Origin of the sequence: Knoellia locipacati, assembly GCF_044791685.1 — a bacterium.
Taxonomy (GTDB): domain Bacteria; phylum Actinomycetota; class Actinomycetes; order Actinomycetales; family Dermatophilaceae; genus Knoellia; species Knoellia locipacati_A.
The window spans coordinates 1901840-1927726 of record NZ_CP087730.1 but is presented as its reverse complement, the minus strand read 5'-3'; the positions used below and the strand labels follow the sequence as shown (position 1 = coordinate 1927726).

Sequence of the window (25887 nt, the reverse complement as noted above, 5' to 3'; positions counted from 1 at the left end):
CCTCAGGTCAGTGGGACAGCGCGCGGTCGACGCCGTCGAGCACGCGGTCGAGGTCGGGCAGGTAGTGCTCCTCGAGCTTGCTCGCCGGGTAGGGCGTGTTCCAGCCGGCGACGCGGATGACCGGCGCCTCCAGCGAGTAGAAGCAGCGCTCGGTGACGAGCGCCGCGATCTCGGAGCCGACCGACACGAACGACGGCGCCTCCTGGGCGACGACGAGGCGACCGGTCCTCTCGACCGAACGCGTGATCGCGTCGATGTCGAGCGGGCTCACCGAGCGCAGGTCGATGACCTCGAGGGACGTGCCCTCCTCCTGCGCGACCTTGGCCGCGTCGAGGCAGGTCTTGACCATCGGGCCCCAGCAGGCGACGGTGACGTCGGTGCCCTCGCGCACGGTGTGCGCCGAGAAGAGGTCGCGTGACGCCGAGGGCGCGTCGAAGTCGACCTCGCCCTTCTCGTGGTAGCGCCGCTTGGGCTCGTAGAAGATCACCGGGTCGTCGCACTCGATGGCCTGCTGGATCATCCAGTAGGCGTCCTCGGGGTTGGAGCAGAAGACGACGCGCAGCCCGAGGGTGTGCGCGAAGTAGGCCTCGTTGGACTCGCTGTGGTGCTCGACGGCGCCGATGCCGCCACCCATGGGGATGCGGACGACGACGGGCACCTTGACGGCGCCGCGCGAGCGCGAGTGCAGCTTGGAGAGCTGCGACACGATCTGGTCGAACGCCGGGTAGACGAACCCGTCGAACTGGATCTCGACGACGGGTCGGTAGCCGCGCAGGGCCAGCCCGATGCCGGTGCCCATGATCCCGGACTCGGCGAGCGGGGTGTCGATGACCCGGTCCTCGCCGAAGTCCTTCTGGAGGTGCTCGGTGATGCGGAAGACGCCGCCGAGCTTGCCGATGTCCTCGCCCTGGAGGATCACCTTGGGGTCGTTCTCCATCGCCTTGCGCAGGCCGGCGTTGAGGGCCTTGGCGATCGTGGTCTTCTGGACAGCCATCGCGTCAGGCCCCCTGTGCGGTGTCGAAGGAGTCGTTGTATGCCGTGAACGCCGCCTTGTCGTCGGCGACCTGGCGGTGGGGCTCGACGTAGACCTGGTCGAAGATGTCGGACACGTCCGGGTCGGCCATCGAGATGGTCGCGCTGCGCACGTGCTCGCCGAGCTCGTCGGCCTCACGGTCGAGGGCGTCGAAGAAGTCGGCGTCGGCGACGCCCTCGGAGAGGAGCCAGCGCTTGTAGCGGGCGATCGGGTCGCGCAGCTTCCAGATCTCGACCTCCGCGGACACGCGGTACTTGGTGGGGTCGTCGGAGGTCGTGTGTGCCGCCATCCGGTAGGTGAAGGCCTCGATGAGGGACGGGCCCTGACCGGAACGGGCGCGGTCGAGCATCGCGGTCGTCACGGCATACACACCGAGGACGTCGTTGCCGTCGACACGGATGCCGGGGAAGCCGAAGCCGTCGGCGCGCTTGTAGATCGGCGCGCGGGTCTGCCGCTCGTTGGGCTCGGAGATGGCCCACTGGTTGTTCTGGCAGAAGAAGACGACCGGGCTGTTGTAGACACCGGCGAAGACGAAGGACTCGTTGTTGTCGCCCTGGGCCGTCGCGCCGTCACCCATGCAGGCGATGACGGCGGAGTCGCGCTCGGGGTCGTCGGTGCCGACCGCGCCGTCGCGCTGGATGCCCATGGCGTAACCGGTGCCGAGGAGGCTCTGGTTGCCGATGACGATCGTGTAGGGGTGGAAGCCGAACTCGGCCGGGTCCCAGGCGCCCTTGTCGACACCGCGGTACATCGCGATGAGCCGCATGGGGTCCACGCCGCGCGCCCAGGCGATGCCGTGCTCGCGGTAGCCGGGGAAGCAGTGGTCCTGCTTGCGCATCGCGCGGCCGGCACCGATCTGGGCCGCCTCCTGGCCCAGGAGCGAGGCCCACAGGCCGAGCTCACCCTGGCGCTGGAGGGCCGTGGCCTCCTGGTCGACGCGGCGGATGAGGACCAGGTCGCGGTAGAGGCCGCGCAGGTCGTCGTGGCTCAGGGCGTCGATGATCGCGTCGTACTCCGCGTTCGCGACGCGCTCGCCCTCGGGGGTGAGCAGCTGGACCATGTCGGGGCCGCCGTCGGCCGCCGCACGGGGTTCAGTGGGTACTGCCGGGTCGACCGAGACGTGGTGGTCGATCCCGCCGGGCGGCGGGGTGGCAGCGACGTCGGTGTCGCTCACGGGGGCTCCTGTTCCCTGGGGCGTCCGCTCGTGGCGGTCGTCCGGTTCGGGCCGCCGGCTCCACACGCTCGTGCGCGCGCGGCCCGGACGGCGGTGTCTGGGGAGCGCGTTCGGGGTGTGAACGGGCTCACCAAGCCTGCTGGCCCAAACGTACCGCGAGGGTGCCGCGTCCTCCCAAACGTGCTGGCCGGCCGGGTCCTCAGGAGCCCTTGGGCCAGTCCTTCGGCGAGGGCGCGCCACCCTCGATGACGTCGGGCTCGGTGTGGTGCTCGCCGCCGGCGCGCTCGGTCCAGGAGTCACGGGGCCGGTAGCCGAGGTCGAGCATGGTGTCCGTGATGTCCCAGCGCCGGTCGGGGTTGTCCGAGACGGCGTAGTAGGTCCCGAACAGGACCCGCGCCTCGATGGCACGCCGGAAGACCTGCTCGGTGTCGTCCTCGCTGAGCCACATGGCACGCAGCAGCTCGAGGTCGGAGAGGAACGGGTCGCCCGAGGTCCACCCGATCCGCAGGTTGATGACGTCGATGCCGTGCTCGTCGTGCAGGAAGCGCCCGAGGACCTCGCCGAAGACCTTGGAGACGCCGTAGAGGGAGTCGGCGCGCGGGAGGTCGCCGGAGGAGACCGGCCACTCCCCGTGCCGGTCGTACATCCCCATGGCGTGGTTCGACGAGGCGTAGACGATCCGCCGAACCCCCGCCGACACGGCGGCCTGCATGACGTTGCGGCAGCCGACGATGTTGGCCGAGAGAACGTCCTCCCACGAGGAGTCCGGTGAGGCCGAGCCGGCGAGGTGGACCACGGTGTCCACGTCGGTCATGAGCGCCGCGACGGCGGCCTCGTCCTGGAGGTCGGCCCGCCGCAGCGACTCCTTCTGTGCCGGGGTGCGGGGCGTGCGACCGTGCAGGATCAGCTCGTAGTCGTCGGCGAGCCGCTCCGACAGCAGCTGGCCGATGGTCCCCGTCGCCCCCGTGATGAGGACCCGGCGTCGCGTGGTGCCCATGCGTCGAGCGTAGGTCTGGAACCGGGACGGCGCAGGTCGCGTCGTAGGTTCATGACCATGCGGACGCCCTCGCCCCCACCGACGACCAGGTATGCCGTGGGCTCACTCCTCGCCCTCGTTCTCCTGTCTGCCTGCGGCTCGGTCGGTGGCGACGGTGGCGACGGCGGGTCGAGCGTGTCACCCTCGAGCATGCCCTCCCCCTCGCCCTCGGACTCTGCCGATCCCGGTGGGACGACCCCGAGCATGCCGCCGAGCGGGCGCGCGCGCCCGACGACGATGGGCGGCCGCGTCACGAGCACCGGCGCCTGCACCGTCTTCGAGAACGACCGTGACGCCACCCGGTGGGTCCTCATCGGCGAGGTCGACGGGTTGCGGGCCGGGACGGCATACCGTGTCGAGGGGGTCGCGATGGACGCGGTGAACCCGGACTGCCCCCAGGGGCTGCCCTTCCTCGTGAGCCGGGCGATCGAGGGCGACTACGTCGAGGACCTGCCTGTGCTGCCGACCCCGCCCTCCACCGGACAGACCATGACGCTCACGGGCGTCGCGACCGACGGCGTCGAGGCCGGCTGCCGGGTGTTCCAGAGCGATCAGGGCACGTTCGTCCTCGTCGGTTCGGTGACCGTGCCCGACGGCCAGCGCGTCACGGTGCGCGGTGTGCGCCGGGACGACCTCATGACCACCTGCCAGCAGGGCCCGGCGTTCGAGGTGCAGACGGTCATCCCCGTCCGCTGAACGGCATACCCAGGTCTGCGCGGACAGCGAAGGGCCCCGCGGCGAAAGCTCGCCGCGGGGCCCCTCGTCGTGGTCAGACCGAGGTCACGGGGTGACCGATCCGATGAGGACCTCACCGGTGCCGAGGAGCGCACCGGAGGTGGACTGGACCTGCATCTCGCCAGAGACCTGACGGCCGGCGGCGGGGACCGCCGCGACCGTGAGCTCGCCGGTGACCGACGTCGACTCGCCCGTGCCCAGCTCGGTCGTCGTCGCGGGCACCGTGAGGGTGCCGAGACCGGCCGAGTAGAAGACATCGAGGTAGTCGTACTGGGTCGAGCCGGCAGGAACGGCGTAGCCGTCGACCTCGACGGTGTAGGTGCCGGCAGCCGGGGCGGTGATCGTCACGGCCTCCTCGCTGTCACCGTCGGCCTGCTGGGCCACGATCTTGCCGGCCGCGTCGCGGACGAACAGGTCGAGGTCAGCCGCCGGGTCGGACGGGTTGCCGATCTTGGCCACGAACTTGGTCGCACCCGAGGGGATGGTGACCGTGAACCTCTGCAGCTCGTGGTTGGCGATCGTCTTGCGCTCGGCCACGGCCGAGCCGAGCGGCCCGCCCTTGGGCGCGATCGTCACGGGCGCCAGCTGGTTGGTGACCGTCCAGGAGACCGGGGTGGCGACCCCGACCTTGGCGGACGGCACCGTCTGGGTCGCCGGGTTGACGGCGACACCCTGGGCGCTCGCGGTGATCTCGAACGGGTTGGCCAGCACCGGGCTGGTGCGACGCGCCTCGACCTGGAGCTCCCAGATGCCCGGGAGCGGGTTCGAGTAGCTGCGCGACGTGGAGTTGCAGCCGCCACCGTCGTTGAAGTTGGTGAAGCACATGAGGGACGACGTCGACTCGACCGGGTTGCCGTACGGGTTGTAGGCGATCCAGCGGACCTGCGACCCGTCGGCGTACTTGCCGAGGTTGACCTGGAGGGCCTTGGCGCCCGCCGGGACGGTGACGTAGAACTTCTCGAAGAGGTTGCGCTCGACGGAGCCGCTCTTGGACGCCTGGAACGACGGCGCCTTGAGGTCCTGCGAGAGGACGACGGTGAGCAGCACCCGCTTGTCGACGACCGTGGTGGCCGGGTCGTCGATCTCGAGGATCGCCGAGTGGACGCCCGGCGTCGAGGTCTTGACCGTGACCGGGATGTCGACCGACTCGCCGAGCGGCTGCGGACGCGACGTCACCGGCAGCTTGAACGTGCCGTCGTTGCCGACGAGACGCAGCTTGTGGAAGACGTTGCCCTTGGCACCGGTGGTGCGGGTCGACTTCACGACGAAGTTCTGCTCGACGCCCGAGGTGAGGCCGCCTGCGCCGGTGGCGCAGCGGTTGTAGAGACCCGTGCCCTGGTGCGGCGTCGCGAGGAAGCCGGACAGGGGGGTGCAGACCGGTGCCGTGACGGTGTAGTCCTGCGACTTCGGGGCCGTCTTGAGGAGGGTCCACGCCTCGGGGACGTCGACGAGGCCGGCGCCCTGGCCGATGGCCTCGACGTTGTCCTTGTAGTCGGCCGTCGTGTAGAGCGAGTCGCGGATCTGGCGCGGCGTGATCTTCACCTTGGTCGCCTTGGCGGCCGAGATGAGCAGCGCCGTGGCACCGGCGGTCTGCGGCGAGGCCATCGACGTGCCGTTGAAGTGGGCGTAGCCGGCGGGCAGCTGGTAGCCGGCCTCGGGGACCGGACCTCCGGGCTGCCAGGTCGGGATCGACGAGACGGCCGAGCCGGGAGCCATGACGTTGGGCTTGAAGCCGCCGTCCTCACGCGGACCGCGCGAGGAGTAGTTGTGCAGCGCGACGGCCGAGCTCACGTCGGCGCCGTAGTTGGACTTCCACGTCTCCTTGGTGATCGAGGAGGCGACGGACACGACGTCGGTGGCGACCGAGGGGTCACCGATCGAGTTGATGCCGGGGCCACTGTTGCCCGCGGAGATGACGATCTGGACGCCGTACTCCTTGATGAGCGCGTCGTAGAGACGGGCCCGGGCGTTGTTGCCGTCGTTGAGGGCCGGGAGGCCACCGATGGACATGTTGACGACGTCGACGCCACGGTTGGCGACGAGGTCGACCATGCCGTCAGTCAGCGCCACCGCGGTGCAGCCGCCACCCCAGGAGCAGGCGCGGGTGGAGACGACCTTGGCGCCGGGCGCCTGGCCGTCCATCTCGCCACCGAAGAGCGAGTGGCCCGCGGCGATGCCGGCGACGTGCGTGCCGTGCGCGGACTCGACGACGCCGATGTTGACGAAGTCGCGCTTCTGGCCGACCCAGGTGCCGCCGTAGGGGCTCATGTCGACGTCCTCGCGGTACTCGACGACGAACGGCATGGACTCGGCGATGTCGGTGTCGGGGTTGTCGACACCGAAGTGGCCGATGTCGAACTTCTCCTTGTAGGGACGCATCTTCTCGGAGGCCGAGAAGGTGCGGTCCTGGTTGGCGTCCACCCAGATGTCGTTGGTGGTCTCGCTGTAGAGGATGCCCCACGTGTCGGTCTTGTCGCCGTCACGGTTGAAGTCACCCTTGGCCTCGGAGGCGGTTGAGATGGACTCTGCGACGGTGGAGAACTTGTAGGTGCCCTCAGGCGCGGTCCAAGTGCCGAACTTCGGGCCAGCGACGTCCGTCACCATGGCCCGCCAGGAGCCGTCGCCCTCGAGGACGGGGTGGGTACCGGTGACCCAGTCGACGATCTTGCGCTCGCCGGTCGAGGTCGTCTGCAGCGCGGGGTGGTCGAGGTCGACACCGGAGTCGATGACGCCGATGGTCGTGCCCCGGCCGTCGAACGTCGGGTTGGCCTGCTTGAAGGCGATAGACCCGGTGTCGCGCGTCGGCATGAACGGGTTGTCGTCCGAGGTGCCCGCACCGGGTGCGGTCACGCCTGCGGCCTCGGCGCCGGCGGCCGACTCGGCCTCGGGGCGGGGCAGCTCGATGCGCTCGTTGAGGTCGACCGCGACGATGGCGGCGTCCTTGGCCACGGCGTCGACCTTGCCGGTCGGGACGCTGGCGCTGATGTAGCCGACCCGGTCGTTGACCGTGGCGACGCTTCCCCCGCTCGCCGTGATGGCCTTGACCGCCTTCGCGGTCTGGCCCTTCTCGGTCGAGATCATGACGACGACGTTGGACGTCTTGGCGTTGACGGCCTTCTCGAGCAGGTCGCGGTCGTGGCGACCCAGCTTGTCGTTGGCCTTGGCGGCCTTGACCTTGCCGTTCTGCGACTGCGCCGTGGGCGCCTTCGCCACGGTGATCTCACGGTCTCCCGGTGCTGCACCCGACTGGGGTGCAGCAGCCGTCGCGGCAAGTGCGGCGGCGGCGATTCCGGCGACCGTCGTGAAGCTTCGGCGCATGGTGCGTCGGGTCACGTTCGGTGTCCTCTCGGTTCTCGTGGACACCTGCAAGGGCCACGACTCACCCGCACTCGCGGGCAGAACCATGAGTGTGACCTCTGGAGCCGCGACCCGCCAGAGGTTTGCCAGAGAAATCTGTGCGTTGTGCGGGAAGTCATCGAACTATCACCCCTAGGGGTGGACAGGATCCGACGCACCACCCACTCGGTGGATGTGTTCTGGTCACATCGGACGACATACACAACGTCCGACAACCTGACGGCCTGGGCCCCAAAGCGGCGGACGCAAGCGCAACCCAGGAGACCGGGGTCAGTCGCGAGGGAAGGACGCCATGACCTCGAGCAACCGGTCGTTGGCCTCGGGCTCGGCGATGGTGACGCGCACGCCGTCGGTGCCGTAGGGCCGCACCGTGAGACCGGCCGCCTGGCATGCCGCCGCGAGCTCGGCAGTGCGCTCGCCCACGCCGAACCACACGAAGTTGGCGTCGGTGTCCGGGACGTCCCAGCCGAGCTCCTCGAGCGCGGCGACGACACGGGCGCGCTCGGCGACGAGCTCCTTGACCCGGACGTCGAGCTCGTCGTAGCCCTCGAGCGAGGCGATGGCGGCGGCCTGCGCCAGCGAGTTCACCCCGAACGGGATGGCGGCCTTGCGCAGCGCCTCGGCGACGGGCTCGTGCGCCACGGCATACCCGACCCTCAGGCCGGCCAGGCCGTAGGCCTTGGAGAAGGTGCGGAGGACGGCGACGTTGGGGCGAGCGCGGTGGATCGCAAGCGCGTCGGGCGCCTCCTCGCTCGTGACGAACTCGAGGTAGGCCTCGTCGAGGACGACGAGGACGTCCTGCGGCACGCGGTCGAGGAAGGCCTCGAGCTCGTCGGCACGCACGCTCGGGCCGGTCGGGTTGTTGGGGGTGCAGACGAGCACGACCTTGGTCCGCTCGGTGACGGCCTCCGCCATGGCGTCGAGGTCGTGCCGCGCCTCAGCGGTGAGCGGAACCTGGACGGCGGTGGCGCCGGCGAGCGCGACGAGGATCGGGTAGGCCTCGAAGCTGCGCCAGGCGAAGACGACCTCGTCACCGGCGTCGCAGAGCGCGGTGATGATCTGCCCGAGGACGCCGACGCTGCCCGGACCGGTCGCGATGCGTGCCGCGGGCACGTCGAGGCGCTCGGCGAGCGCGGCCGTGAGGGCCGTGACCCCCATGTCGGGGTAGCGGTTCATCTGCGCCGCCTGCTCCCGGACGACGTCGAGGACCGACGGCAGCGGAGGGTACGGGTTCTCGTTGGACGACATCTTGTATGCCGTGATGCCGGCCTGCGCCGCGGCCGGCTTCCCTGCCACGTAGGCGGGAACGGCGTCGAGCGACCCTCGCAGCCGCACGGTGGTGGAGGGGGTCGAAGGCGTGCCGTCGGTCATGCCCGCCACTGTAGGGCCAGCGCCAGAGGACGAGAGAGACACCACTTCCGGGCCACTCGTTCCCCCCGTCGTGGTGCTCATGGGAGCATGACCGCGTGCAGAACTTCCTGATCCGAGTCCTCATCAACGCGGTCGCCCTCTGGGCCGCCGCCGGCCTCATCGACGGCATCAGCTTCGGCGAGGACGACGCGTGGACCAGCAAGGTCGTGACGATCGTGCTCGTCGCCCTGGTGTTCGGGCTGGTCAACGCCGTGATCCGGCCGATCGCCAAGGTGCTGTCGTTCCCCGTCATCGTGCTCACGCTGGGCCTGTTCACGTTCATCGTCAACGCGTTCATGCTGCAGATCACCGAGTGGATCGCCGAGCCGCTGGGACTGGCCTTCACGATCACCGAGTTCTTCTGGGACGCCGTCCTCGGCGCGGTCATCATCACCATCGTCTCGTGGCTCCTCAGCGTCGTCCTGCCCGACGGCGACGACGACTGACCACCGGCACCAGCTCCCCTCCTCACGAACTGCCTCACTCATGGGTCGTCACCAGGCTCCCAGCGCCGCCCCCAGCCAGCGCGGCATCATCGCCGCGCTCGTCGCCGGCGCCCTCGTCGTCGCGGGTGGCGCCTACGCCCTCGGCCGCGGAACCGGCTCGGACGACGGCACCGCCGCCTCGGGGAACGGGCCTGCCTGCACCACCCCGCCGCTGCGCGTCGAGGTCGCGGCCGAGCTCGCCGACCTCGTCAAGGCTCAGCTGGCGAGCGCGACCAATGCGAACCCCTGCCACCGCTTCGAGGTGTCGGGCAGCCGCTCGTCCAGCGTCGCGAGCCGCATCCGGCAGGACCGGGCCCCGGACGTGTGGGTCCCCGACTCGTCGGTGTGGCTCGACCAGACGACCGCCGGGAGCACCGGCTCGGCCGTCACGGCCGACTGGGTCGCGGCGGACTCGCTCGCGCACTCCCCCGTGGTCCTCGCCAACCCGGTGACGAGCGCGGACAAGCTGTCCGGCGAGTTCGCGTCGTGGAACGCCCTCATCAACAAGAGCGGGGCGATCCACCTCGCCAACCCCCACCTCGACACCGCCAGCCGGCTGGCCTACCTCGGGTCCAGGGCCGGCGCCGGGGCGACGACCAAGGACGTCACGGCCGGGCAGCGCATCATCCTGCTGTCGCGGTTCGCTGCGACGAGCACGAGCGACCTGCTCGCGGGCGCCGAGGACCCGTCGAGGTCGACGACGACCCGCAGCGAGCCGTTCCCGATCAGCGAACAGGCCCTCGCGGCATACACGAAGGAGAGCCCGGGCCTGCTCAGGCCGCTCTTCCCCCGCGCCGGGACACTGTCGATGGACTACCCGTGGGTGCCCGCACCCGACCTGTCCCCCGCGCTCAAGGAGGTCGCCGACGCCGGCCTGCGCGCGGTCACCTCTCCCGGTGCCGCCGAGGCGTTCGCCGCGGCCGGCTTCCGCGGTGACGACGACAGCGGCGGTCCGGTGATCGAAGGGGTCGAGGCAGCGAGGTTCACCACGCTGGAGGCGATGCCCACCGACGCCCGGCTGGCGGCGCTGCGCCAGTGGGACGTCCTCAAGGCCGACGCCCGCATGCTCGCGATCATCGACGTCTCGGGGTCGATGACGACGGTGGCCAAGGACACCGGCGGCAAGACCCGCGCCAAGGTCGCCGAGGAGTCGCTCACCACCGCGGTCCAGCGACTGCCCGACGGCAGCCAGGTCGGTGGCTGGATCTTCTCCACCGACAAGGGCGGCAAGGGCAAGGACTGGGCGCCGATCGCACCCATCGCCCGGCTCGACGAGCCCGAGGGCGCGGGCACCCACCGCGACGCGATCGTCACCGCGCTGCGCAAGTTCCCGAGCTACATCAGCGGCGACACCGGCCTCTACGACACGACGGCTGCGGCCTTCGCCGAGATGACGCGGACCTATGACCCCGGGTACTTCAACTCGGTCGTCATCATCACCGACGGCAAGAACGACGACCCCGGCGGCGGCCTCGGGCTCAGCCAGCTCCTCGCGCAGATCAAGACGGCGCACGACCCGACCAGGCCGGTGCGCAGCATCACCATCGGCATGGGCGAGGCCGACCCGAAGGCACTCCAGGCCATCGCGGCGGCGTCCGGTGGCGCGAGCTACACCGCCAACACCTCCGACGACCTGCTCACGGTGTTCGTCCAGGCCCTCCTCGCCCGGGAGCCCTCCCAGGCTCCCTGAGCCAAGGTCCCTGAGCCAGGGATTCCTACTTCGGGGTCTTCGTCGGCCGGTTCGTGACACCGGGGGGTGTCGGCTTCGGGCGCTTGGTCGCGGTCGCCGTGGCCGTCGCGGCACCGGTCGTCGGCGCCGTGGTCTGGACGGGGGCCGGCTCCGCAGTCGTCGAGGTCGGTCGCGGGGTCGCTTGGGTCACCCCGTCGGTCCGCACCGGGGACGAGCTGGCGAGGGGATCCGCGGTCGTCGTCGACGACGGACTCACCGTCGGGCTCTCCCCGCTCGGCAACGACCCACCCACGCCGGTGGGCCCGCCGTCGCCCTCCTGGGTGCGCGGCGTCGACGCCGGTCCGGACGGGACGCCGTCGTCGCCACTCACGAGCGCGAAGATGCCCGCGAGCACGAGGCAGGCGCCGGCGGCCGCGAGCGCGAGCCAGCTGCCAGGGGTCTTGGCGGCGGAGTGGCGTGGTGAGTGGCGTTGCGTCATGACACCGCCACGCTAGCCATTCGGGCGCCGTCGCCAAACTCGCGCGCGGACGACCGCGCCGCCCTCGCGAGGGACGTGAGGGACGGCATACGGACGGATTTGGAACTACTACGTGACGTCGTATTACGATCCGTCGTAGTAGATCGCCCCGTCAGGACTGCCCCGAGGAGACCCATGGACCCCGTCGACCTGGCGAGGTGGCAGTTCGCCATCACGACCGTCTACCACTTCCTCTTCGTGCCCGTGACGATCGGCCTCTCGTTCGTCGTCGGCGTCACGCACGTCGCCTGGGTGCGCACGCGCCGGCCGGAGTGGCTGCGGATGACGAAGTTCCTCGGCAAGCTCTTCACGATCAACTTCGCGCTGGGCCTCGTCACCGGCATCGTCCAGGAGTTCCAGTTCGGGATGAACTGGTCGGACTACTCGCGCTTCGTCGGCGACATCTTCGGTGCGCCGCTCGCGCTCGAGGCGCTCCTCGCGTTCTTCGTCGAGTCGACCTTCCTCGGCCTGTGGATCTTCGGGTGGGGCCGGATCCCCGAGAAGGTCCACGCCGCCACGATGTGGGTCGTCCACGTCGGCACGCTCCTCTCGGCGTACTTCATCCTCGCCGCGAACTCGTTCATGCAGAACCCGGTCGGCTTCCGCTACAACGCCGAGAACGGCCGGGCGGAGATGGCCGACTTCGTCGCGATCCTCACCAACAAGGTCCAGCTCGTGGCGTTCCCGCACGTCATCACGTCGGCCTACATGGTCGGCGGCGCCACCGTCATGGGTGTCTGCGTGTGGCTGTGGCGACGGGCCGCGAGGCCGGGCGCCGCGGACGCGTCCGACGTGCCGATGTACCGCCGGGCGGCACGGCTCGGTGCCGTGATGACGCTCGTCGCCAGCCTCGGCGTCATCGTCAGCGGCGACGTCCAGGGCAAGATCATGACCGAGGTCCAGCCGATGAAGATGGCCGCGGCGGAGGCGCTCTACGAGACCGAGGCCGGTGCCGGCTTCTCGATCCTCACCATCGGCTCCCTCGACGGCACGCAGGAGCACTTCTCGGTCAAGGTGCCCAAGGTGCTCGCGTTCATGGCGACCGGCAACCCGAACGGCACGGTCGAGGGCATCAACGAGATCAAGGCCCGCAACGCGGAGATGGTGGCCGCCATCGAGCGGACCTATGGCAGCGACGTCGCCCGCATCACCGCCGACCGCGACTACACCCCCAACGTGCCCCTCGCCTACTGGACGTTCCGGCTCATGATGGGCGTCGGCTTCGCGTCGATGGCGCTGTCCGCCCTCCTGCTCTGGGTCACCCGTGGCCGGGAGCGCCCGCCCGTCTCGCGGTGGTGGGTCTGGGCCGCGGTCGCCGCGCCGCTGCTGCCCATCGTCGGCAACAGCTTCGGATGGATCTTCACCGAGACGGGTCGCCAGCCCTGGCTCGTCAACGGCCTCATGACGACCGCCTTCGGCGTCTCGCCGTCGGTCTCCGCGGCCGAGGTGTGGATCTCGATGGTCGTCTACACGCTCGTGTATGCCGTCCTGGCCGTCGTGGAGGTCCGTCTCTTCCTGCGCTACGTCGCTCACGGGGCGGAGCCGTTCCACGACCCGGCGGAGGACGTGCCCGCCGAGGACGCTCCCCTCCAGTTCGCCTACTGAGAAGCGAGTTCGACATGGACTACCCCTTCATCTGGTTCCTGCTCATCGGCGTCCTCTGGACGGGCTACCTCGTCCTCGAGGGCTTCGACTTCGGGGTCGGCGCGCTGCTCCCCGTCCTGGGAGGCCGGGGCGCCCGCGTCGGCCGGGCCGTCGAGGACGGCGAGAACCGTCGCCGCGTCATGCTCACCGCGATCGGCCCGCACTGGGACGGCAACGAGGTCTGGCTGCTCACTGCCGGCGGTGCGACCTTCGCGGCGTTCCCGCACTGGTACGCGACGATGTTCTCGGCGTTCTACCTGCCGCTGCTGCTCCTCCTCGTGGCGCTCATCGTGCGCAACATGGGTCTCGAGTACCGCCACAAGCGGGACGACGACGCATGGCGCCGGCGCTGGGACGTTGCGATCATCGCCGGGTCCGTGCTCGCGCCCTTCCTCGTCGGAGTGGCGCTGACCAACGTCGTGCGGGGCGTCCCGCTCGATGCCGACTTCGAGTACGTCGGCTCGCTCTGGACCCTGCTCAACGTGCCCAGCCTGCTCGGCGGCCTCACCTTCGTCGCCCTCTCGGTGACGCACGGCGCGCTCTTCCTCGCGCTCAAGACCGACGGCCCGATCCGTGAGGACGCGCGACGGGTCGCCGAGCGCGTGGGCGTGGGCACGGCCGTCCTCGCGGTGGCGCTCCTCGGCTGGCTCGTCGTGACGCAGGGGTCGGTCGCCGTCGTTGCCCTCGCCCTCGTCGCGGCTGTCGCGCTCGTCGGCGCCCTCGCCGCCAACCGGCAGGGACGTGAGGGCCCGGCCTTCGCCGGCACCGCGTTGACCTGGGTGGCTGCCGCCGCGGCCTACTTCGTGGCGCTGCACCCAGCGGTCATGCCGACGACCCTCGCCGGCGGCACGTCGCTCACCATCGAGAACGCGGCCAGCTCGACGATGACGCTCCAGATCATGACGATCGCGGCCGTGTGCTTCGTGCCCATCGTCCTCATGTACACGACGTGGACCTACTGGGTGTTCCGGCGCCGGCTGGCGACCCACCACATCCCGGCACCGGTCCTCGTGAAGTGAGCGGACGGCATACCCGATGAGGCCCTTCGACCCACGGCTGCTCAGCGGGGCACCCGCGGTGCGGCGACCGGTGGCCGCGCTCGTCGTCGTCGCCGGCCTCCAGGGCATGGCCGCGATCGGGCTCGCGTTCGCCCTCGCCCGGCTCGTCACGGACGTCGTGTCCGGGGGCGAGTGGCAGCGCAGCGGGGTCTGGGTCGTCGGGGTCTTCGGCGTGCGCGCCCTGCTCGGCATGCTCGTCGAACGTGTGGGGGCGAGCACCTCGCACCGGGTCAGCTCGGTGCTGCGGCGACGCCTCCTCGAGCACTGGCTCGCGGAGCCGGTCGAACGCCGCCCCGAGGCGGAGCGCGCTTCGACCCTCGCGGTCCAGGGCGCGAGCGCCGTCGAGCCGTATGCCGCCCGCTTCCTCCCGGCCCTCGTCGCCGGGGTCGTCGTGCCGGTGCTCGCGGTCGGCGCCCTCGTCGTCGTCGACCCGCTCAGTGCGCTCATCGTCGTCCTCACCCTGCCGCTGCTGCCGCTGTTCGCCGCCCTCATCGGCCGGACGACGCAAGACGACACGATGAGCCGGTGGCGCGCGCTCGAGCAGCTCGCCGGTCACTTCGGCGACGTCATGCGCGGGTTGCCGACCCTCGTCGCCTACGGGCGGGCCGGCCGTCAGGTCGAGGTCGTGCGCGCGGTCTCCGAGCAGCACCGCACGGCGACGATGCGCACGCTGCGGGTGGCCTTCCTCAGCTCGTCCGCGCTCGAGCTGCTCGCGTCGATCTCGGTCGCCATCGTCGCCGTCACCGTCGGGCTGCGGCTCACCCACGGGTCGATGACGCTCGAGGCCGGGCTGCTCGCGATCCTGCTGGCCCCGGAGGCGTACTGGCCGATCCGCCGCGTCGGCGCCGAGTTCCACGCGGCGGCCGACGGTGCCACGGCCGTAGACGCCATCCTCGCCGAGCTCACCCCCGCGACTGATTGCCCCGCAGCCACCGACTCAGCCCCGGATTCGGGCCAGATGGGTGGTCCCGGAGCAAGAAGTCGGGTGGTGGTGGAGCGGGTCTCGTACGTCTTCCCTCAGGCTGACCGGCGGGTGCTCGACGACGTCTCGCTCGTCGCCGGGCCGGGGCTCACCGTCGTCACCGGCGAGTCCGGGGCCGGCAAGTCGACCCTGCTCGACGTCGTCGCCGGGCTCCGCGTGCCCACGGCCGGGCGCGTGGCGTCGGCCGCGACCCACTACGTGACGCAGCGCCCGTTCCTGCCGGACGGGAGCATCGCCGACGCCCTGCGACTCGGGGCGACACAGCCGCGGACCGACGCGGACCTGTGGTCGGCGCTGGGCCGGGTCGGGCTGTCGGCGTTCGTCGCCGGGCTCCCCCGGGGACTCGACAGTGCGCTCGGGGACGACGGCTTCGGCCTCTCGGCGGGGCAGCGCACCCGGCTCGCGCTGGCGCGGGCCGTGCTGTCGACCGCTCCGGTGCTCCTGCTCGACGAGCCGACCGCGCACCTGGACGCCGGATCGGAGTCGCTCGTGCGGGCCCTCGTCCGTGACCTCGGCGCCGACCGCTGCGTCGTCGCCGCGACGCACGCGGCCGACCTCGTGGCCGTCGCCGACGAGCACCTGCACCTCGCCGGGTCCACGGTCGAGGCGGTGCCGGCATGAAGGGCCGGCTCGCCGGGCTGTGGGGCGGACTCGCCCTCACCTCGGGCGTCGCGCTCACCGCGACCTCGGGCTGGCTCATCGTGCGCGCCGCCGAGCGCCCCGTCATCCTCACCCTGCTCACCGCGATCGTCGGGGTCCGCGCCTTCGGCATGGCCCGCCCGTTCTTCCGCCACCTCGAGCGGCTCCGCTCGCACGACACCGCGCTGGGCGACCTTGCCGACGCCCGCACCCGCGTGTATGCCGCACTCGTCCCGCTCACCCCGGCCCGCCTCGGCCGCCGGTCCCGCAGCGCGGTGCTCACCGGTGTGGTCGACGACCTCACCGACGTCGTCGAGGCCCATGTGCGCGTGCGCGTCCCCGTCCTGTCGGCCGTCGTGGCCGCTGCGTCGACGACCCTGCTCACCGGACTGCTCGTGCCGACGGCCGCCGTCGTCGTCCTCGGCTGGGTGGCGCTCGTCGTGGCGGTGGCGGCTGCCGGTCTGGCGCTCGAGCGCTCGGCCCAGCCCGTCCTCGGCGCGGCGCGCGCGGAGGTGAGCCGGGCGGCGGAGCTCGTGGCACGGCATACGTCCGAGCTCCGGGCGATCGGAGCCGAGGGCGACGTGCTCGCCCGGCTGGACCGGGCCCACGACGACCTCGGGCGAGCGCTGCGTCGCCAGAGCCGCGGCCGGGCCTTCGTCACCGGCGGTGTCCTCGCCCTCACCGGAGTCGCCACCCTCGCGATGGCCCGGGTCGCCGTGGGTGCCGACGTCTCGCCCGGCGTCATGGCGCTGCTCGTCGTCGTGCCTGCCGCCCTCGCCGACGCGATGTTGCCGCTGGCGGACGCCGTCCGGGCCCGGGCCCGCGCCGAGCAGAGCGAGCGGCGGGTGGAGTCCCTGCTCGACCAGGAGCCGGCGGTCGCTGCACGCGGCACGGCGCGTCCGACCTCGCGTGCACCGCACCTCCGTCTGCAGGGGGTGAGCGCCGGGTGGGTCGACGGCCGCACCGACGTGTCCGGTGTCGAGCTCGACCTGCCCCCTGGCCGTCGGGTCGGGATCGTCGGCGCCAACGGGTCGGGCAAGTCGACGACGCTGGCCGTCCTCGCCCGCGCCCTCGACACGACGTCGGGCCGCTACCTCGTCGGCGGGCAGGACGCCAAGGACCTCGACCTCGACGCCGTTCGCGAGTTCGTCGCAGTGGTTGACGACGAGCCCCACGTGTTCGGCGCCGACCTGCGAGCCAACCTCCTCCTCGCCCGCCCGGACGCCTCGGACGACGACCTTGTCGAGGCACTCGACGTCGCCGGGCTCGGAGGGTGGTTCGCCGAGCTCCCCGAGGGCCTGGCCACCCACCTCGGCTCCGGCGGGCGCGGCATCTCCGGCGGCGAGCGAGCGCGCCTGGCCCTGGCCCGCGCGGTGCTGTCCGGCCGCCCGGTCGTGCTGCTCGACGAGCCCGTCGCCCACCTCGACCACCCCACGGCGACGAGCGTGATGCGCGACGTCAGCGCCGCCCTCGCGGGGCGTACCGTGGTGGTCGTCAGCCACCGCCACGAGGGCCTCGACTCCCTCGACGAGGTCCTCGACCTCAGCCCCGCCCGCTAGGACCCCGCCGTGCCCACCTCCTCCGCCCCCCGCCTCGGTGACCTCGAGCGCTCCGTCATGGAGCAGCTGTGGGACCTCGCGGCGCAGCGTCCCGAGGGTGCCAGTGTCCGCGACGTGCTCGAGACCCTCCCGGCCGAGCGCGGGCTCGCCTACACGACGGTGATGACGGTGCTCGACCGCCTGAGCAAGAAGGGTCTCGTCACCCGCGAGCGCGACGGGCGGGCCTGGCGCTACACCCCGGCAGGTACGCGCGAGTCCCTCACGGCCGAGACGATGCGGGCCTCGCTCGACGACGTGACCGACCGTCGCGCGGCGCTGCTGCACTTCCTCGACGGTGCCACCCCGGAGGAGCTCGACGACCTGCGCGCAGCCCTCTCCGAGGTGGAGCAGCGGCGCGGCTGACCCCGGGTGCGCATCGGTGTTCGCGCTCCTCCTCACCGCCCTGGCCGTCGTGCTGTCCGGGGTCGCGCCCCGGGTCATGGCCCGCCTCGTGAGCTTCCGTCGCGCACCGCGCGCCGCCCTCGTCGCCTGGCAGGCGGTCTCCCTCGCGGCAGTGCTCGCCGCCCTCTGCGCGGCGCCCGCCGCCGTGCCGTACCTCGACGGACCCGGGTGGTTCGCCTGCACCGACGACTGCGCTGGGGCACTGGGCTGGGTCCGAACCCGCCAGTGGGTCGTCGTCGGGATCGCGGGCGCGGTGACGTTGGCCGTCCTCGCCCGCCTGCTCCTGTCCGGCCACCGCATCGGCACCCGGCTCCGTGCGGCGCGCACCCGCCACCGTGACCTCGTGGACGTGCTCGCCGCACCCGGAAGCGCGGGACAGGAGGACGGCATACGGGTGCTCGACCACGCCACGCCGACCGCCTACTGCCTCCCCGGGCGCCGTTCGCGGGTCGTCCTCACCGAGGGCGCGCTCGCAGCACTGCCCGCGGACGAGCTCGACGCCGTGCTCGCGCACGAGCGCGCCCACCTGCGCGGGAGGCACGACCTGCTCCTCGAGTACTTCACGGTGCTGCACCACTCCGTCCCCGAGCCGGTGCGCTCGCCCGAGGCGCTGCGCGAGGTCCGCCTGCTCGTCGAGGCCCTCGCCGACCGGGCCGCCGTCCGCACGTCCGGACCGGTGGTCACCGCCCGGGCACTGCTCACCCTCGCTCAGGGCCAGGCCCCCGAGGCCGGCCTCGGCGCCGGCGGTGACGGCACCACCGCGGCGCGGATGCGGCTCCTGGCCGAGGACCCGCTTCCCGCGCCGACCGTCGCCGTGATGTACGTGTATGCCGTCGCGGTCGTCGCGCTGCCGCTCGCGCTGCTCTGGCTCGCCTGGCGTTGACTGGCACTGGCTGGCACGCTGACCGTCGCGCGACCTACGACGGCTGGCTCAGCGCGTGACGTCGTAGGTCACGTGGACCGCGTGGGGTGACACCCGGACGTCCTGCTGCACGAGGGACCGGGGCACCGCTGCGTCGAACAGTGGCGTGCCGCCGCCGAGCACCAGCGGGGCGATGTGGAGGCGCAGCCGGTCGACGACACCGGCGTCGAGGCAGCTCCGCACGACCTGCCCGCCACCCATGACGTAGACGTCCCGGTCGCCCGCAACGGCCCGTGCCTGCTCGACCGCCGCAGCCGGGCCGTCGAGCACGAACGTGAAGTCGTGGCTCGGGGCGAGTCGCACCGTCTCGGGCCTGCTGCTCGTGACGACGAAGAACGGCGGCCTGGCGTCGACGTCGGCGCCGTAACCCATCTCGTCGTTCCAGCCGTGCGGTCCGTCGATGACGTCGAAGAGGTTGCGGCCCATGACGACCGCTCCCGAGGCCGCGCTGGCCTCCTCGAGCATCGCCCGGTCGACCTCGTGGTCGGACATCACCCAGGCGTGCAGCTCCTCGCCTCCTCGGCCGAGTCCGGCGTCCGGGCCCGCATCGGGGCCGGTGACGAACCCGTCGAGGGAGATCGTGATGTCGGCGACCACGGTGCTCATGGCCCCACCCTGCTCTCGCCGACGGACGCGGCACAAGGCGGTGCGAGGATCGGGACATGAGCGAGGGCACCGAGGGTGAGCGGACGGCATACCGGATCGTCGTGGTCTGCACCGGCAACATCTGCCGGTCACCGATGGCCGAGTGGCTGCTGCGCGAGGCCCTCGACGACGCGGGGCTGGGGGACGGCGCCGTCGTGTCCTCCGCCGGGACGTCCGCCGAGGAGAGCGGCAACCCGATGGACACCCGCACGGCCGCGGTGATGCGCCGCAACGGTCACGCCGACGGCGGGTGGGACGCGCACCGGGCGCAACGCTTCACCGCCTCGGACTTCGCCGACCTCGACCTCGTGCTCGCCGCCGACCGCGGCCACGAGCGTGCGCTGCACCGGCTCGCCCCGAGCGAGGAGGACCGGGCCAAGGTGCGGCTCATCCGCTCGTTCGACCCGGCGTCCACGGCCGCCGACGACCTCGACATGGCCGACCCGTGGTGGGGCGACGACGAGGCCTTCGACCAGACCTATGCCGAGGTGCGTGCCGCGCTCCCCGGCATCGTCGAGCACGTGCGGGCGTCCCTGGCCCGGATGGGAGAATGAGCATCATGGCCTCCCTCGCTGACGTCACTCCTCCCATCGCGCTCGGCGCCCTCGACGGTCGCTACCGCGGGGCCGTGGCACCGCTCGTCGACCACCTCTCCGAACCGGCGCTCAACCGCCAGCGGATCCACGTCGAGATCGAGTGGCTCATCCACCTCACCGACCGGCAGGTCGTTCCGGGCGTGCGCTCCCTCACCGACGACGAGAAGTCCGCGCTGCGCCAGATCGTCGGGGACTTCGGCCCGGACGAGATCGCGGAGATGGCCGAGACCGAGAAGGTCACCCAGCACGACGTCAAGGCCGTCGAGTACTTCCTCAAGAAGCGCCTCGCCGAGATCGCCCCGGACGAGGCCGACCGCGGCCTGGCCGAGCTCATCCACTTCTGCTGCACGAGCGAGGACATCAACAACCTCTCCTACGCGCTCATGGTGCAGGGCGCCGTGGAGGACGTGTGGCTCCCGCGTGCCGCGACCCTCGTCGAGGCGCTGTCGACCATGGCCTCCGACCTGCGCGAGGTTCCGCTGCTCTCGCACACCCACGGTCAGCCGGCCACGCCCTCGACCCTGGGCAAGGAGCTCGCGGTGCTCGCGTGGCGGCTCCAGCGCCAGCTGCGCCGCGTCGAGGACGCCGAGTTCCTCGGCAAGCTCAACGGCGCCACCGGCACCTACGGCGCCCACCTCGCCGCGGTCCCCGGGGCCGACTGGGAGGACGTGAGCGAGTCCTTCGTCGAGGGCCTCGGCCTCACGTGGAACCCCCTGACCACCCAGATCGAGAGCCACGACTGGCAGGCCGAGCTCTACGCCGACATCGCCCGCTTCAACCGGGTGCTGCACAACATGTGCACGGACGTCTGGACCTACATCTCGATGGGCTACTTCGCCCAGGTCCGCGGCCAGGGCACCGTCGGCTCCTCGACGATGCCGCACAAGGTCAACCCGATCCGCTTCGAGAACGCCGAGGCCAACCTCGAGGTGAGCAACGCCCTGCTCGACGTCCTCGCGTCGACCCTCGTGCAGTCCCGTCTCCAGCGCGACCTCACCGACTCCTCGATGCAGCGCAACATCGGTGTCGCCCTCGGTCACTCGCTGCTCGCCCTCGACAACGCCACGCGCGGACTCGCCGGCCTCGACGCCGTGCCCGAGGCGATGGCCCGCGACCTCGACGCCAACTGGGAGGTCCTCGGCGAGCCGATCCAGTCGGCGATGCGTGCCCTCGGCGCCCAGGGCGTCCCCGGCATGGAGGAGCCCTACGAGCGGCTCAAGGAGCTCACCCGTGGCCGTCGCATCGGCCAGCCGGAGCTCGTCGAGTTCGTCCAAGGCCTCGGCCTGCCCGCCGAGGTCGAGGAGCGGCTCGCGGCGATGACGCCGGCGACCTACGTCGGCGTCGCACCGGCGCTCGTCGACCACCTCGCCTGAGCGCCGACCTCCCCGCCGCACACAGCGAAGCGCCCCGCACGGACCGTGGTCCGTGCGGGGCGCTTCGGTATGCCGTGGTGTCGCCTCAGAGGGTGACGAGACCGTCCGGGGTCTCGAAGGTCACCGACATGATGCCGGGGTTGCCCTTGGGCGAGACGAAGTTGAAGTCGATGCCCTCGGGCACGTAGTCGACGTCGACGCCCACCCAGTCGCGCACGCGGTCGGGGTCGCCGGCGATCTCGAGCGACTTGAGGGCGACCCGGGTCTCACCCACGCCCGAGGGATGCGGCACCTCCGCGTCCCACTCGACGAAGAAGGGGAGCTGCGGGTCGGACTGCAGGCCCTTGATGCCCAGCTGCTTCCAGCGGAGCTCGACACCGTCGGGGCGGTGACGGCTGCCGATGACGGCCTCACGGCCCAGTCGCGCCTCCTGCTGGGAGATGTCGTCGACGCTCAGCACCCAGCCGAGCCAGCCACCGCCGGACGCGGAGCGGGCGCGCACGACCTGGCCGAAGGGGGCCTTGTCGGACGCGGGGTGGTCGAGCACCTCGACGACCTCGAGGTAACGGTCGCCGAGAAGCGGGAGGATGACGTTGCGCGTCCCGAAGCGCGGATGCACACCCCCGTCGACGGCCTCGACCCCGAGCTGCGCGGCCAGGCGTTCGGCCGTCGCTCGTGCGCCGTCGTTCTCTGCGGCATAGACAACATGGTCAACTCGCATGCCGATTATCGTGGCACATCTCGAGGGGTGCTCTTGACACAGGGGCACCCGACCACGACCCTCCGCCGCTGATCAGGCCCGGTTTCGCCCGGTCACGGCCTCAGGACGAGCGCTGGCGAACCGCCTCGTAGACGACGATCGCGGCGGCCGCCGAGGCGTTGAGCGAGTTGACGCTGCCGTGCATGGGGATGCGCACCCGCACCTGCGCGGCGCGCAGGGCCTCGTCCGTGAGCCCGAACTTCTCGGTCCCGACCGCGATCGCGACGGGCCCGGTCAGGTCGGCCTCGGTGTGGAGCGTCTCGGTGTCCGGTGTCGTCGCGACGAGGCGTATGCCGCCCTCCCGCAGCCAGTCGAGCGTCTCGCCGAGCGTGGCGCTCGCGACCGGGACGGAGAACACCGTCCCCTTGGAGCCACGCACGACGTTGGGGTTGCCCCAGTCCGTGACCGGGTCGACGGCGATGACGGCGTCCACGCCTGCGGCGTCCGCGGTGCGGAGCATCGCGCCGAGGTTGCCCGGCTTCTCGAGCCCTTCGCAGACGAGGAAAAGCGGCGACGGCGGCAGCTCGAGGTCGGACAGCCCGGCGCGAACGGCCGGCACGAGGGCGAGGAACCCGTCCGGCCCCTCGCGGTAGGCCACCTTCTCGAACGCGGCCCGCGAGACCCTGACGGTCTCGACTCCCGAGGCGCGGATGTCGTCGACGACGCGGCCCTGCTCGTCGGGGTCGAGCATGAGGTCGGGCGAGTAGAAGAGCGTGCGCGGTCGCACGCCCGCGTCGAGGGCGAGGCCCAGCTCCTCGAAGCCCTCGACGACCGTCACCCCGGCCTCGTCGCGCGCTCGTCGGCGGCGCAGGGCCACGAGCTGCTTGAGGCGCGGGTTGGCGGGCGAGGTGATCTCGAGGTCGGGGCGGGACGGCATACGGGTCATTGTGGGTGACGTTCAGTCGGCCTTGGCCCCGCCCCAGCCGTGCCAGTGGTCGACCCGCACCCAGCAGCTCACCCGCGGGCGGTCACGGACCCGGTAGGGCTTGCCCGTGTAGTGCACGGACAGGCGGTCGATGTCGGCCAGCCCGCGCTCGGGGTCGTCGTCCCACCTCACGACCTCGCCGCGGATGCTGACGTGGGTGTACCACTCACCCTCCTTGAGAGCCGTGAGCGCGACCTGGGGTCGCTCGCGCATCCAGTCCAGGCGCGCCCGGCCGGCGTCCATGTTGAGCAGCACGGTGCCGTCGGACTCGACGAGGTACCACGTGGCGACCGACATGGGTGCGCCCTTGGGCCGGAGGACGGCGACGACGGCGGGGTTGGGTCGGGCGAAGAGCTCGGCGACCTCGGGCGGCAGGGTGCTTTGGGCATGCCGCCCATCCTGCCCCGGCACGGCTGGTCAGAGCTTGGCGTGCCGCGCCTTGACGAACGAGTAGAGCCCGGCCGCCACGAAACCGAGCGCCACGACGGTGAGCAGGAAGGGTCCGAACGGCTGGTCCCGCAACGTCTTGAGTGCGGCGTCGAGCCCGCCGGCCTCGGCCGCCCGTGAGGACAGTGCGGCGGAGCCGAAGAGCACTCCGACGACCGCGAGGGCGACGCCCTTGGCGAGGTAGCCCGCGCGGCCCAACCGCTCGGCCCAGGTGCCGGGGTGACTCTCGAGCTCCTCGAGGAAGCCCTTGGTCCAGCCCTTGTGGAGGTGGTAGGCGGCCGTGGCGAGGATCGCGACCGCCAGGAGACCGACGAGGACCCTGCCGCCGGGGCTCGACAGCAGACCGGCAGTGGCCTCGTCGGTCTTCTTCTCGTCCGAGGAGACCGCGCCCTTGGTCACCGCGAAGGCGGAGTACGCGAAGAACGTGTACATGGCGGCCTTGCCGGCGGCCTTGGCCCGGTCCTTCGCCTCGCCGCCGTGACGGCCCACGACCGCCTCGGTCACCTGCCAGAGCGCGAGCAGCGCGAACCCGATGACGGCCAGCCACAGCAGGAACGGACCGGTCGAGCCGTCGGCGACGGTCTCGAGCGCACCGGACTTGTCGGCGGAGCTGCCGCCGAGCCCCCACGCGATCTTGAGGGCAAGCCAGCCGATGAGCAGGTGGATCAACCCACTCACGGCGAACCCGAGCCGTGCCCCCTTCTCGACGACGGGATGGTCGCCGATCTCGCGGGCTGTGTGCTGGGCAGTGATGCTGGGGTCTTGGGTCACGGTGCATTGGAGCACGCCGGGACCGTCCCCGTCACTCCGCCTCGGTCACGTGGGCGGACCACGAGGCTGCTCACGTTGTGTGTGGGCGGCACAGTGACGGCGCCGACGACGCGTGGTTGTGTCGGGGAATGAGTGCTGAGGACGACCCGACCGGCTGGGTACTGCCGGCGGTGCTGGAGGAGCAGGAGCGTGACCGGGGCGGCCAGGTCTTCGTCACGGTCATCGACGAGGGTGAGCTCACCTACGCCGAGGCGGCGGTCCAGGCCCGTCAGGTCGCGTCCTGGCTCACCGGACTCGGGGTGGGACCGGGCGACCGGGTCGCCCTGCTGCTGCCGAACGGGCTCGACTTCCTGCGGCTCTGGCTCGGGCTGGGTCGGCTGGGCGCCACGGTCGTGCCGCTCAACACGGCCCTCACCGGCGAGTTCCTCCTCCACCAGCTGAGCGACTCCGGCGCCCGTCTCGTGGTCGCCTCCGACGAGCTGGCAGCGGTCGCCGGTGCGGTGGCGCAGGGGCTGCCCGGTCTCTCGGTGGTCGGACCGGAGGGTTGGGAGGGGTCGCGTGAGTGGACCGGGCCGCTCCCGAGGTTCTCCGACACCGCCTGCGTCATGTACACCTCCGGCACGACCGGCCCGTCCAAGGGCGTGCTCATGCCGCACGCCCACTGCCACCTCTTCGGCCTCGGCAGCATCGAGGCCCTCGCCGTGACGAGCGCGGACCGCTACTACGTGTGCATGCCCCTCTTCCACGCCAACGGGCTCTTCATGCAGCTCGCCGCGACGCTCGTCGCCGGAGCCACCGCAGTCCTGCGTCCCCGCTTCAGTGCGACCCGGTGGCTGACGGACCTCCGTGAGCATGGCTGCACCGTCACGAACCTGCTCGGGTCGATGACGCAGTTCGTCCACGCGCAGCCCGCTGACGCCGCGGACCGCGATCACCGGCTGCGGGTCGTGTGCCCGGTGCCCAACCCACCCGCCCACGAGTCCGTGTGGCGGGACCGGTTCGGCGTCCCCGACGTCGTGTCGGCCTACGGCATGACCGAGGTCAACATCCCGCTCTACGGGCGGCTCGGGGTGTCCCGCCCCGGGACGGCCGGCCTCGTCCTCGACCGCTGGTTCGAGGTGACCGTCCGCGACGCCGAGACCGACGTCGAGGTCGGCACCGGCGAGGTCGGCGAGATCATGGTGCGACCGAAGGTTTCAGCGGGGTTCATGGCCGGCTACGTCGGCCTCCCCGAGAAGACCCTCGAGGCGTGGCGCAGCTTCTGGTTCCACACCGGGGACTCGGGGCTGATCGACGAGCAGGGCTGGGTCACCTTCGTCGACCGCACCAAGGACTGCATTCGCCGCCGCGGCGAGAACATCTCGTCCTTCGAGGTCGAGGCCGCGGTGAGCCGGCTCGACGGGGTGGCCGAGGTCGTGGCGTATGCCGTGCCCGCCGGTGACGCGGGCACCGAGGACGAGGTGATGCTTGCGGTCGTCCGCGACTCCGGTCCGTCCGGGACGAGCCTCGACGAGGCTGCCGTCGCCGCGCACGCCGTCCTGCCCCGCTTCGCGCAGCCCCGCTACGTCGAGATCGTCGAGTCGGTCCCGCGCACGCCGACGGCGAAGGTCCGCAAGGCCGAGCTGCGTGAGCGTGGCGTCTCGGCGTCGACCTGGGACCGCGAGGCGGCCAGGGTCACGAGCTGACCG

At 71.6% G+C, this 25887-nt stretch carries 23 protein-coding genes; 12 read left to right on the top strand and 11 right to left on the bottom strand.

Translation table 11 applies throughout. The features are described 5' to 3' along the window. Nucleotides 1-7 precede the first annotated feature (7 nt). The 3 genes from LL946_RS08920 to LL946_RS08910 all read right to left on the bottom strand — a co-directional run bounded on the left by LL946_RS08920 (nucleotide 8) and on the right by LL946_RS08910 (nucleotide 3204). On the bottom strand, nucleotides 8-994 hold the full coding sequence (locus LL946_RS08920; RefSeq protein ID WP_404386677.1) for an alpha-ketoacid dehydrogenase subunit beta: 987 nt from the start codon (nucleotides 992-994) through the stop codon (nucleotides 8-10). 4 nt (nucleotides 995-998) lie between these two features. After that, nucleotides 999-2093 (bottom strand): pyruvate dehydrogenase (acetyl-transferring) E1 component subunit alpha, encoded by a 1095-nt coding sequence (gene pdhA, locus LL946_RS08915; RefSeq protein ID WP_404386843.1) that lies wholly within the window; start codon nucleotides 2091-2093, stop codon nucleotides 999-1001. Nucleotides 2094-2406: 313 nt separating this feature from the next. Beyond that, nucleotides 2407-3204, bottom strand: coding sequence for an NAD-dependent epimerase/dehydratase family protein (locus LL946_RS08910; RefSeq protein WP_404386676.1), 798 nt, complete (start codon nucleotides 3202-3204; stop codon nucleotides 2407-2409). A gap of 57 nt (nucleotides 3205-3261) precedes the next feature. Between LL946_RS08910 and LL946_RS08905 the strand changes: the two genes are divergently transcribed. Continuing rightward, nucleotides 3262-3939, top strand: a complete 678-nt coding sequence (locus LL946_RS08905) for a hypothetical protein (protein WP_404386675.1) — start codon at nucleotides 3262-3264, stop codon at nucleotides 3937-3939. An 84-nt stretch (nucleotides 3940-4023) separates the two neighbouring features. On the opposite strand, the gene LL946_RS08900 is transcribed toward LL946_RS08905, so the two are convergent. Further along, nucleotides 4024-7311 carry a S8 family serine peptidase gene (locus LL946_RS08900; protein ID WP_404386674.1) on the bottom strand — a complete coding sequence of 1096 codons (3288 nt, stop codon included), beginning with the start codon at nucleotides 7309-7311 and terminating at the stop codon, nucleotides 4024-4026. A gap of 294 nt (nucleotides 7312-7605) precedes the next feature. Beyond that, nucleotides 7606-8706 carry a histidinol-phosphate transaminase gene (hisC, locus tag LL946_RS08895; protein WP_404386673.1) on the bottom strand — a complete coding sequence of 367 codons (1101 nt, stop codon included), beginning with the start codon at nucleotides 8704-8706 and terminating at the stop codon, nucleotides 7606-7608. A 95-nt stretch (nucleotides 8707-8801) separates the two neighbouring features. Between hisC and LL946_RS08890 the strand changes: the two genes are divergently transcribed. Beyond that, nucleotides 8802-9191 (top strand): phage holin family protein, encoded by a 390-nt coding sequence (locus LL946_RS08890; protein ID WP_404386672.1) that lies wholly within the window; start codon nucleotides 8802-8804, stop codon nucleotides 9189-9191. A 40-nt stretch (nucleotides 9192-9231) separates the two neighbouring features. Beyond that, complete coding sequence (locus tag LL946_RS08885; RefSeq protein WP_404386671.1) at nucleotides 9232-10920, top strand: substrate-binding domain-containing protein; 1689 nt, start codon at nucleotides 9232-9234, stop codon at nucleotides 10918-10920. Nucleotides 10921-10945: 25 nt separating this feature from the next. Here LL946_RS08885 and LL946_RS08880 read toward each other — a convergent pair whose 3' ends face one another. Then, the gene (locus tag LL946_RS08880) at nucleotides 10946-11398 is read right to left on the bottom strand and encodes a hypothetical protein (RefSeq protein ID WP_404386670.1); all 453 of its coding nucleotides are present in this window, start codon (nucleotides 11396-11398) and stop codon (nucleotides 10946-10948) included. Nucleotides 11399-11572: 174 nt separating this feature from the next. Here LL946_RS08880 and LL946_RS08875 point away from each other — a divergent pair, with 174 nt between their 5' ends. The 6 genes from LL946_RS08875 to LL946_RS08850 are packed head-to-tail and all read left to right on the top strand — an operon-like array spanning nucleotide 11573 to nucleotide 18643. Further along, complete coding sequence (locus tag LL946_RS08875; protein WP_404386669.1) at nucleotides 11573-13042, top strand: cytochrome ubiquinol oxidase subunit I; 1470 nt, start codon at nucleotides 11573-11575, stop codon at nucleotides 13040-13042. A gap of 14 nt (nucleotides 13043-13056) precedes the next feature. Then, nucleotides 13057-14100 carry a cytochrome d ubiquinol oxidase subunit II gene (gene cydB / locus LL946_RS08870; RefSeq protein WP_404386668.1) on the top strand — a complete coding sequence of 348 codons (1044 nt, stop codon included), beginning with the start codon at nucleotides 13057-13059 and terminating at the stop codon, nucleotides 14098-14100. A gap of 16 nt (nucleotides 14101-14116) precedes the next feature. After that, complete coding sequence (gene cydD, locus LL946_RS08865) at nucleotides 14117-15742, top strand: thiol reductant ABC exporter subunit CydD (protein WP_404386667.1); 1626 nt, start codon at nucleotides 14117-14119, stop codon at nucleotides 15740-15742. Then, the gene (cydC, locus tag LL946_RS08860; protein ID WP_404386666.1) at nucleotides 15739-17319 is read left to right on the top strand and encodes a thiol reductant ABC exporter subunit CydC; all 1581 of its coding nucleotides are present in this window, start codon (nucleotides 15739-15741) and stop codon (nucleotides 17317-17319) included. Before cydD ends, cydC begins: the two co-directional genes overlap by 4 nt. A 9-nt stretch (nucleotides 17320-17328) precedes the next feature. After that, complete coding sequence (locus LL946_RS08855; protein ID WP_404386665.1) at nucleotides 17329-17721, top strand: BlaI/MecI/CopY family transcriptional regulator; 393 nt, start codon at nucleotides 17329-17331, stop codon at nucleotides 17719-17721. Between the two features lie 16 nt (nucleotides 17722-17737). After that, nucleotides 17738-18643: a M56 family metallopeptidase gene (locus LL946_RS08850; protein ID WP_404386664.1), complete on the top strand. Its 906-nt coding sequence runs from the start codon at nucleotides 17738-17740 to the stop codon at nucleotides 18641-18643. Nucleotides 18644-18691: 48 nt separating this feature from the next. Here the strand turns inward: LL946_RS08850 and LL946_RS08845 are convergent, their stop codons facing one another. Beyond that, on the bottom strand, nucleotides 18692-19288 hold the full coding sequence (locus tag LL946_RS08845) for a dihydrofolate reductase family protein (protein WP_404386663.1): 597 nt from the start codon (nucleotides 19286-19288) through the stop codon (nucleotides 18692-18694). A gap of 56 nt (nucleotides 19289-19344) precedes the next feature. On the opposite strand from LL946_RS08845, the gene LL946_RS08840 reads away from it, so the two are divergent. Next, nucleotides 19345-19881, top strand: a complete 537-nt coding sequence (locus LL946_RS08840) for a low molecular weight protein-tyrosine-phosphatase (protein WP_404386662.1) — start codon at nucleotides 19345-19347, stop codon at nucleotides 19879-19881. 5 nt (nucleotides 19882-19886) lie between these two features. Beyond that, a complete protein-coding gene (purB, locus tag LL946_RS08835; protein WP_404386661.1) occupies nucleotides 19887-21296 on the top strand; it encodes an adenylosuccinate lyase in 1410 nt (469 codons plus the stop codon). Nucleotides 21297-21381: 85 nt separating this feature from the next. Here purB and LL946_RS08830 read toward each other — a convergent pair whose 3' ends face one another. From LL946_RS08830 to LL946_RS08815, 4 genes are all read right to left on the bottom strand, one after another. Then, a complete protein-coding gene (locus LL946_RS08830; RefSeq protein WP_404386660.1) occupies nucleotides 21382-22017 on the bottom strand; it encodes a VOC family protein in 636 nt (211 codons plus the stop codon). 100 nt (nucleotides 22018-22117) lie between these two features. Then, entirely contained in the window at nucleotides 22118-22933 is an 816-nt protein-coding gene (locus LL946_RS08825) for a TrmH family RNA methyltransferase (protein WP_404386659.1), read from the bottom strand. Nucleotides 22934-22954: 21 nt separating this feature from the next. Beyond that, nucleotides 22955-23392, bottom strand: coding sequence for a pyridoxamine 5'-phosphate oxidase family protein (locus LL946_RS08820; protein WP_404386658.1), 438 nt, complete (start codon nucleotides 23390-23392; stop codon nucleotides 22955-22957). A gap of 6 nt (nucleotides 23393-23398) precedes the next feature. Then, nucleotides 23399-24199, bottom strand: a complete 801-nt coding sequence (locus LL946_RS08815; protein ID WP_404386657.1) for a DUF1206 domain-containing protein — start codon at nucleotides 24197-24199, stop codon at nucleotides 23399-23401. A 128-nt stretch (nucleotides 24200-24327) separates the two neighbouring features. On the opposite strand from LL946_RS08815, the gene LL946_RS08810 reads away from it, so the two are divergent. Then, entirely contained in the window at nucleotides 24328-25884 is a 1557-nt protein-coding gene (locus LL946_RS08810) for an AMP-binding protein (RefSeq protein WP_404386656.1), read from the top strand. The last annotated feature ends 3 nt before the right edge of the window (nucleotides 25885-25887 follow it).

Bases quoted from the DNA above. Each gene is read 5' to 3' on its own strand.
- LL946_RS08920 (WP_404386677.1), bottom strand. From the start codon at position 994: ATGGCTGTCCAGAAGACCACGATCGCCAAGGCCCTCAACGCCGGCCTG.
- pdhA (WP_404386843.1), bottom strand. From the start codon at position 2,093: ATGGTCCAGCTGCTCACCCCCGAGGGCGAGCGCGTCGCGAACGCGGAG.
- LL946_RS08910 (WP_404386676.1), bottom strand. From the start codon at position 3,204: ATGGGCACCACGCGACGCCGGGTCCTCATCACGGGGGCGACGGGGACC.
- LL946_RS08905 (WP_404386675.1), top strand. From the start codon at position 3,262: ATGCGGACGCCCTCGCCCCCACCGACGACCAGGTATGCCGTGGGCTCA.
- hisC (WP_404386673.1), bottom strand. From the start codon at position 8,706: ATGACCGACGGCACGCCTTCGACCCCCTCCACCACCGTGCGGCTGCGA.
- LL946_RS08885 (WP_404386671.1), top strand. From the start codon at position 9,232: ATGGGTCGTCACCAGGCTCCCAGCGCCGCCCCCAGCCAGCGCGGCATC.
- LL946_RS08880 (WP_404386670.1), bottom strand. From the start codon at position 11,398: ATGACGCAACGCCACTCACCACGCCACTCCGCCGCCAAGACCCCTGGC.
- LL946_RS08875 (WP_404386669.1), top strand. From the start codon at position 11,573: ATGGACCCCGTCGACCTGGCGAGGTGGCAGTTCGCCATCACGACCGTC.
- cydB (WP_404386668.1), top strand. From the start codon at position 13,057: ATGGACTACCCCTTCATCTGGTTCCTGCTCATCGGCGTCCTCTGGACG.
- cydD (WP_404386667.1), top strand. From the start codon at position 14,117: ATGAGGCCCTTCGACCCACGGCTGCTCAGCGGGGCACCCGCGGTGCGG.
- cydC (WP_404386666.1), top strand. From the start codon at position 15,739: ATGAAGGGCCGGCTCGCCGGGCTGTGGGGCGGACTCGCCCTCACCTCG.
- LL946_RS08845 (WP_404386663.1), bottom strand. From the start codon at position 19,288: ATGAGCACCGTGGTCGCCGACATCACGATCTCCCTCGACGGGTTCGTC.
- LL946_RS08840 (WP_404386662.1), top strand. From the start codon at position 19,345: ATGAGCGAGGGCACCGAGGGTGAGCGGACGGCATACCGGATCGTCGTG.
- purB (WP_404386661.1), top strand. From the start codon at position 19,887: ATGGCCTCCCTCGCTGACGTCACTCCTCCCATCGCGCTCGGCGCCCTC.
- LL946_RS08830 (WP_404386660.1), bottom strand. From the start codon at position 22,017: ATGCGAGTTGACCATGTTGTCTATGCCGCAGAGAACGACGGCGCACGA.
- LL946_RS08825 (WP_404386659.1), bottom strand. From the start codon at position 22,933: ATGCCGTCCCGCCCCGACCTCGAGATCACCTCGCCCGCCAACCCGCGC.
- LL946_RS08810 (WP_404386656.1), top strand. From the start codon at position 24,328: ATGAGTGCTGAGGACGACCCGACCGGCTGGGTACTGCCGGCGGTGCTG.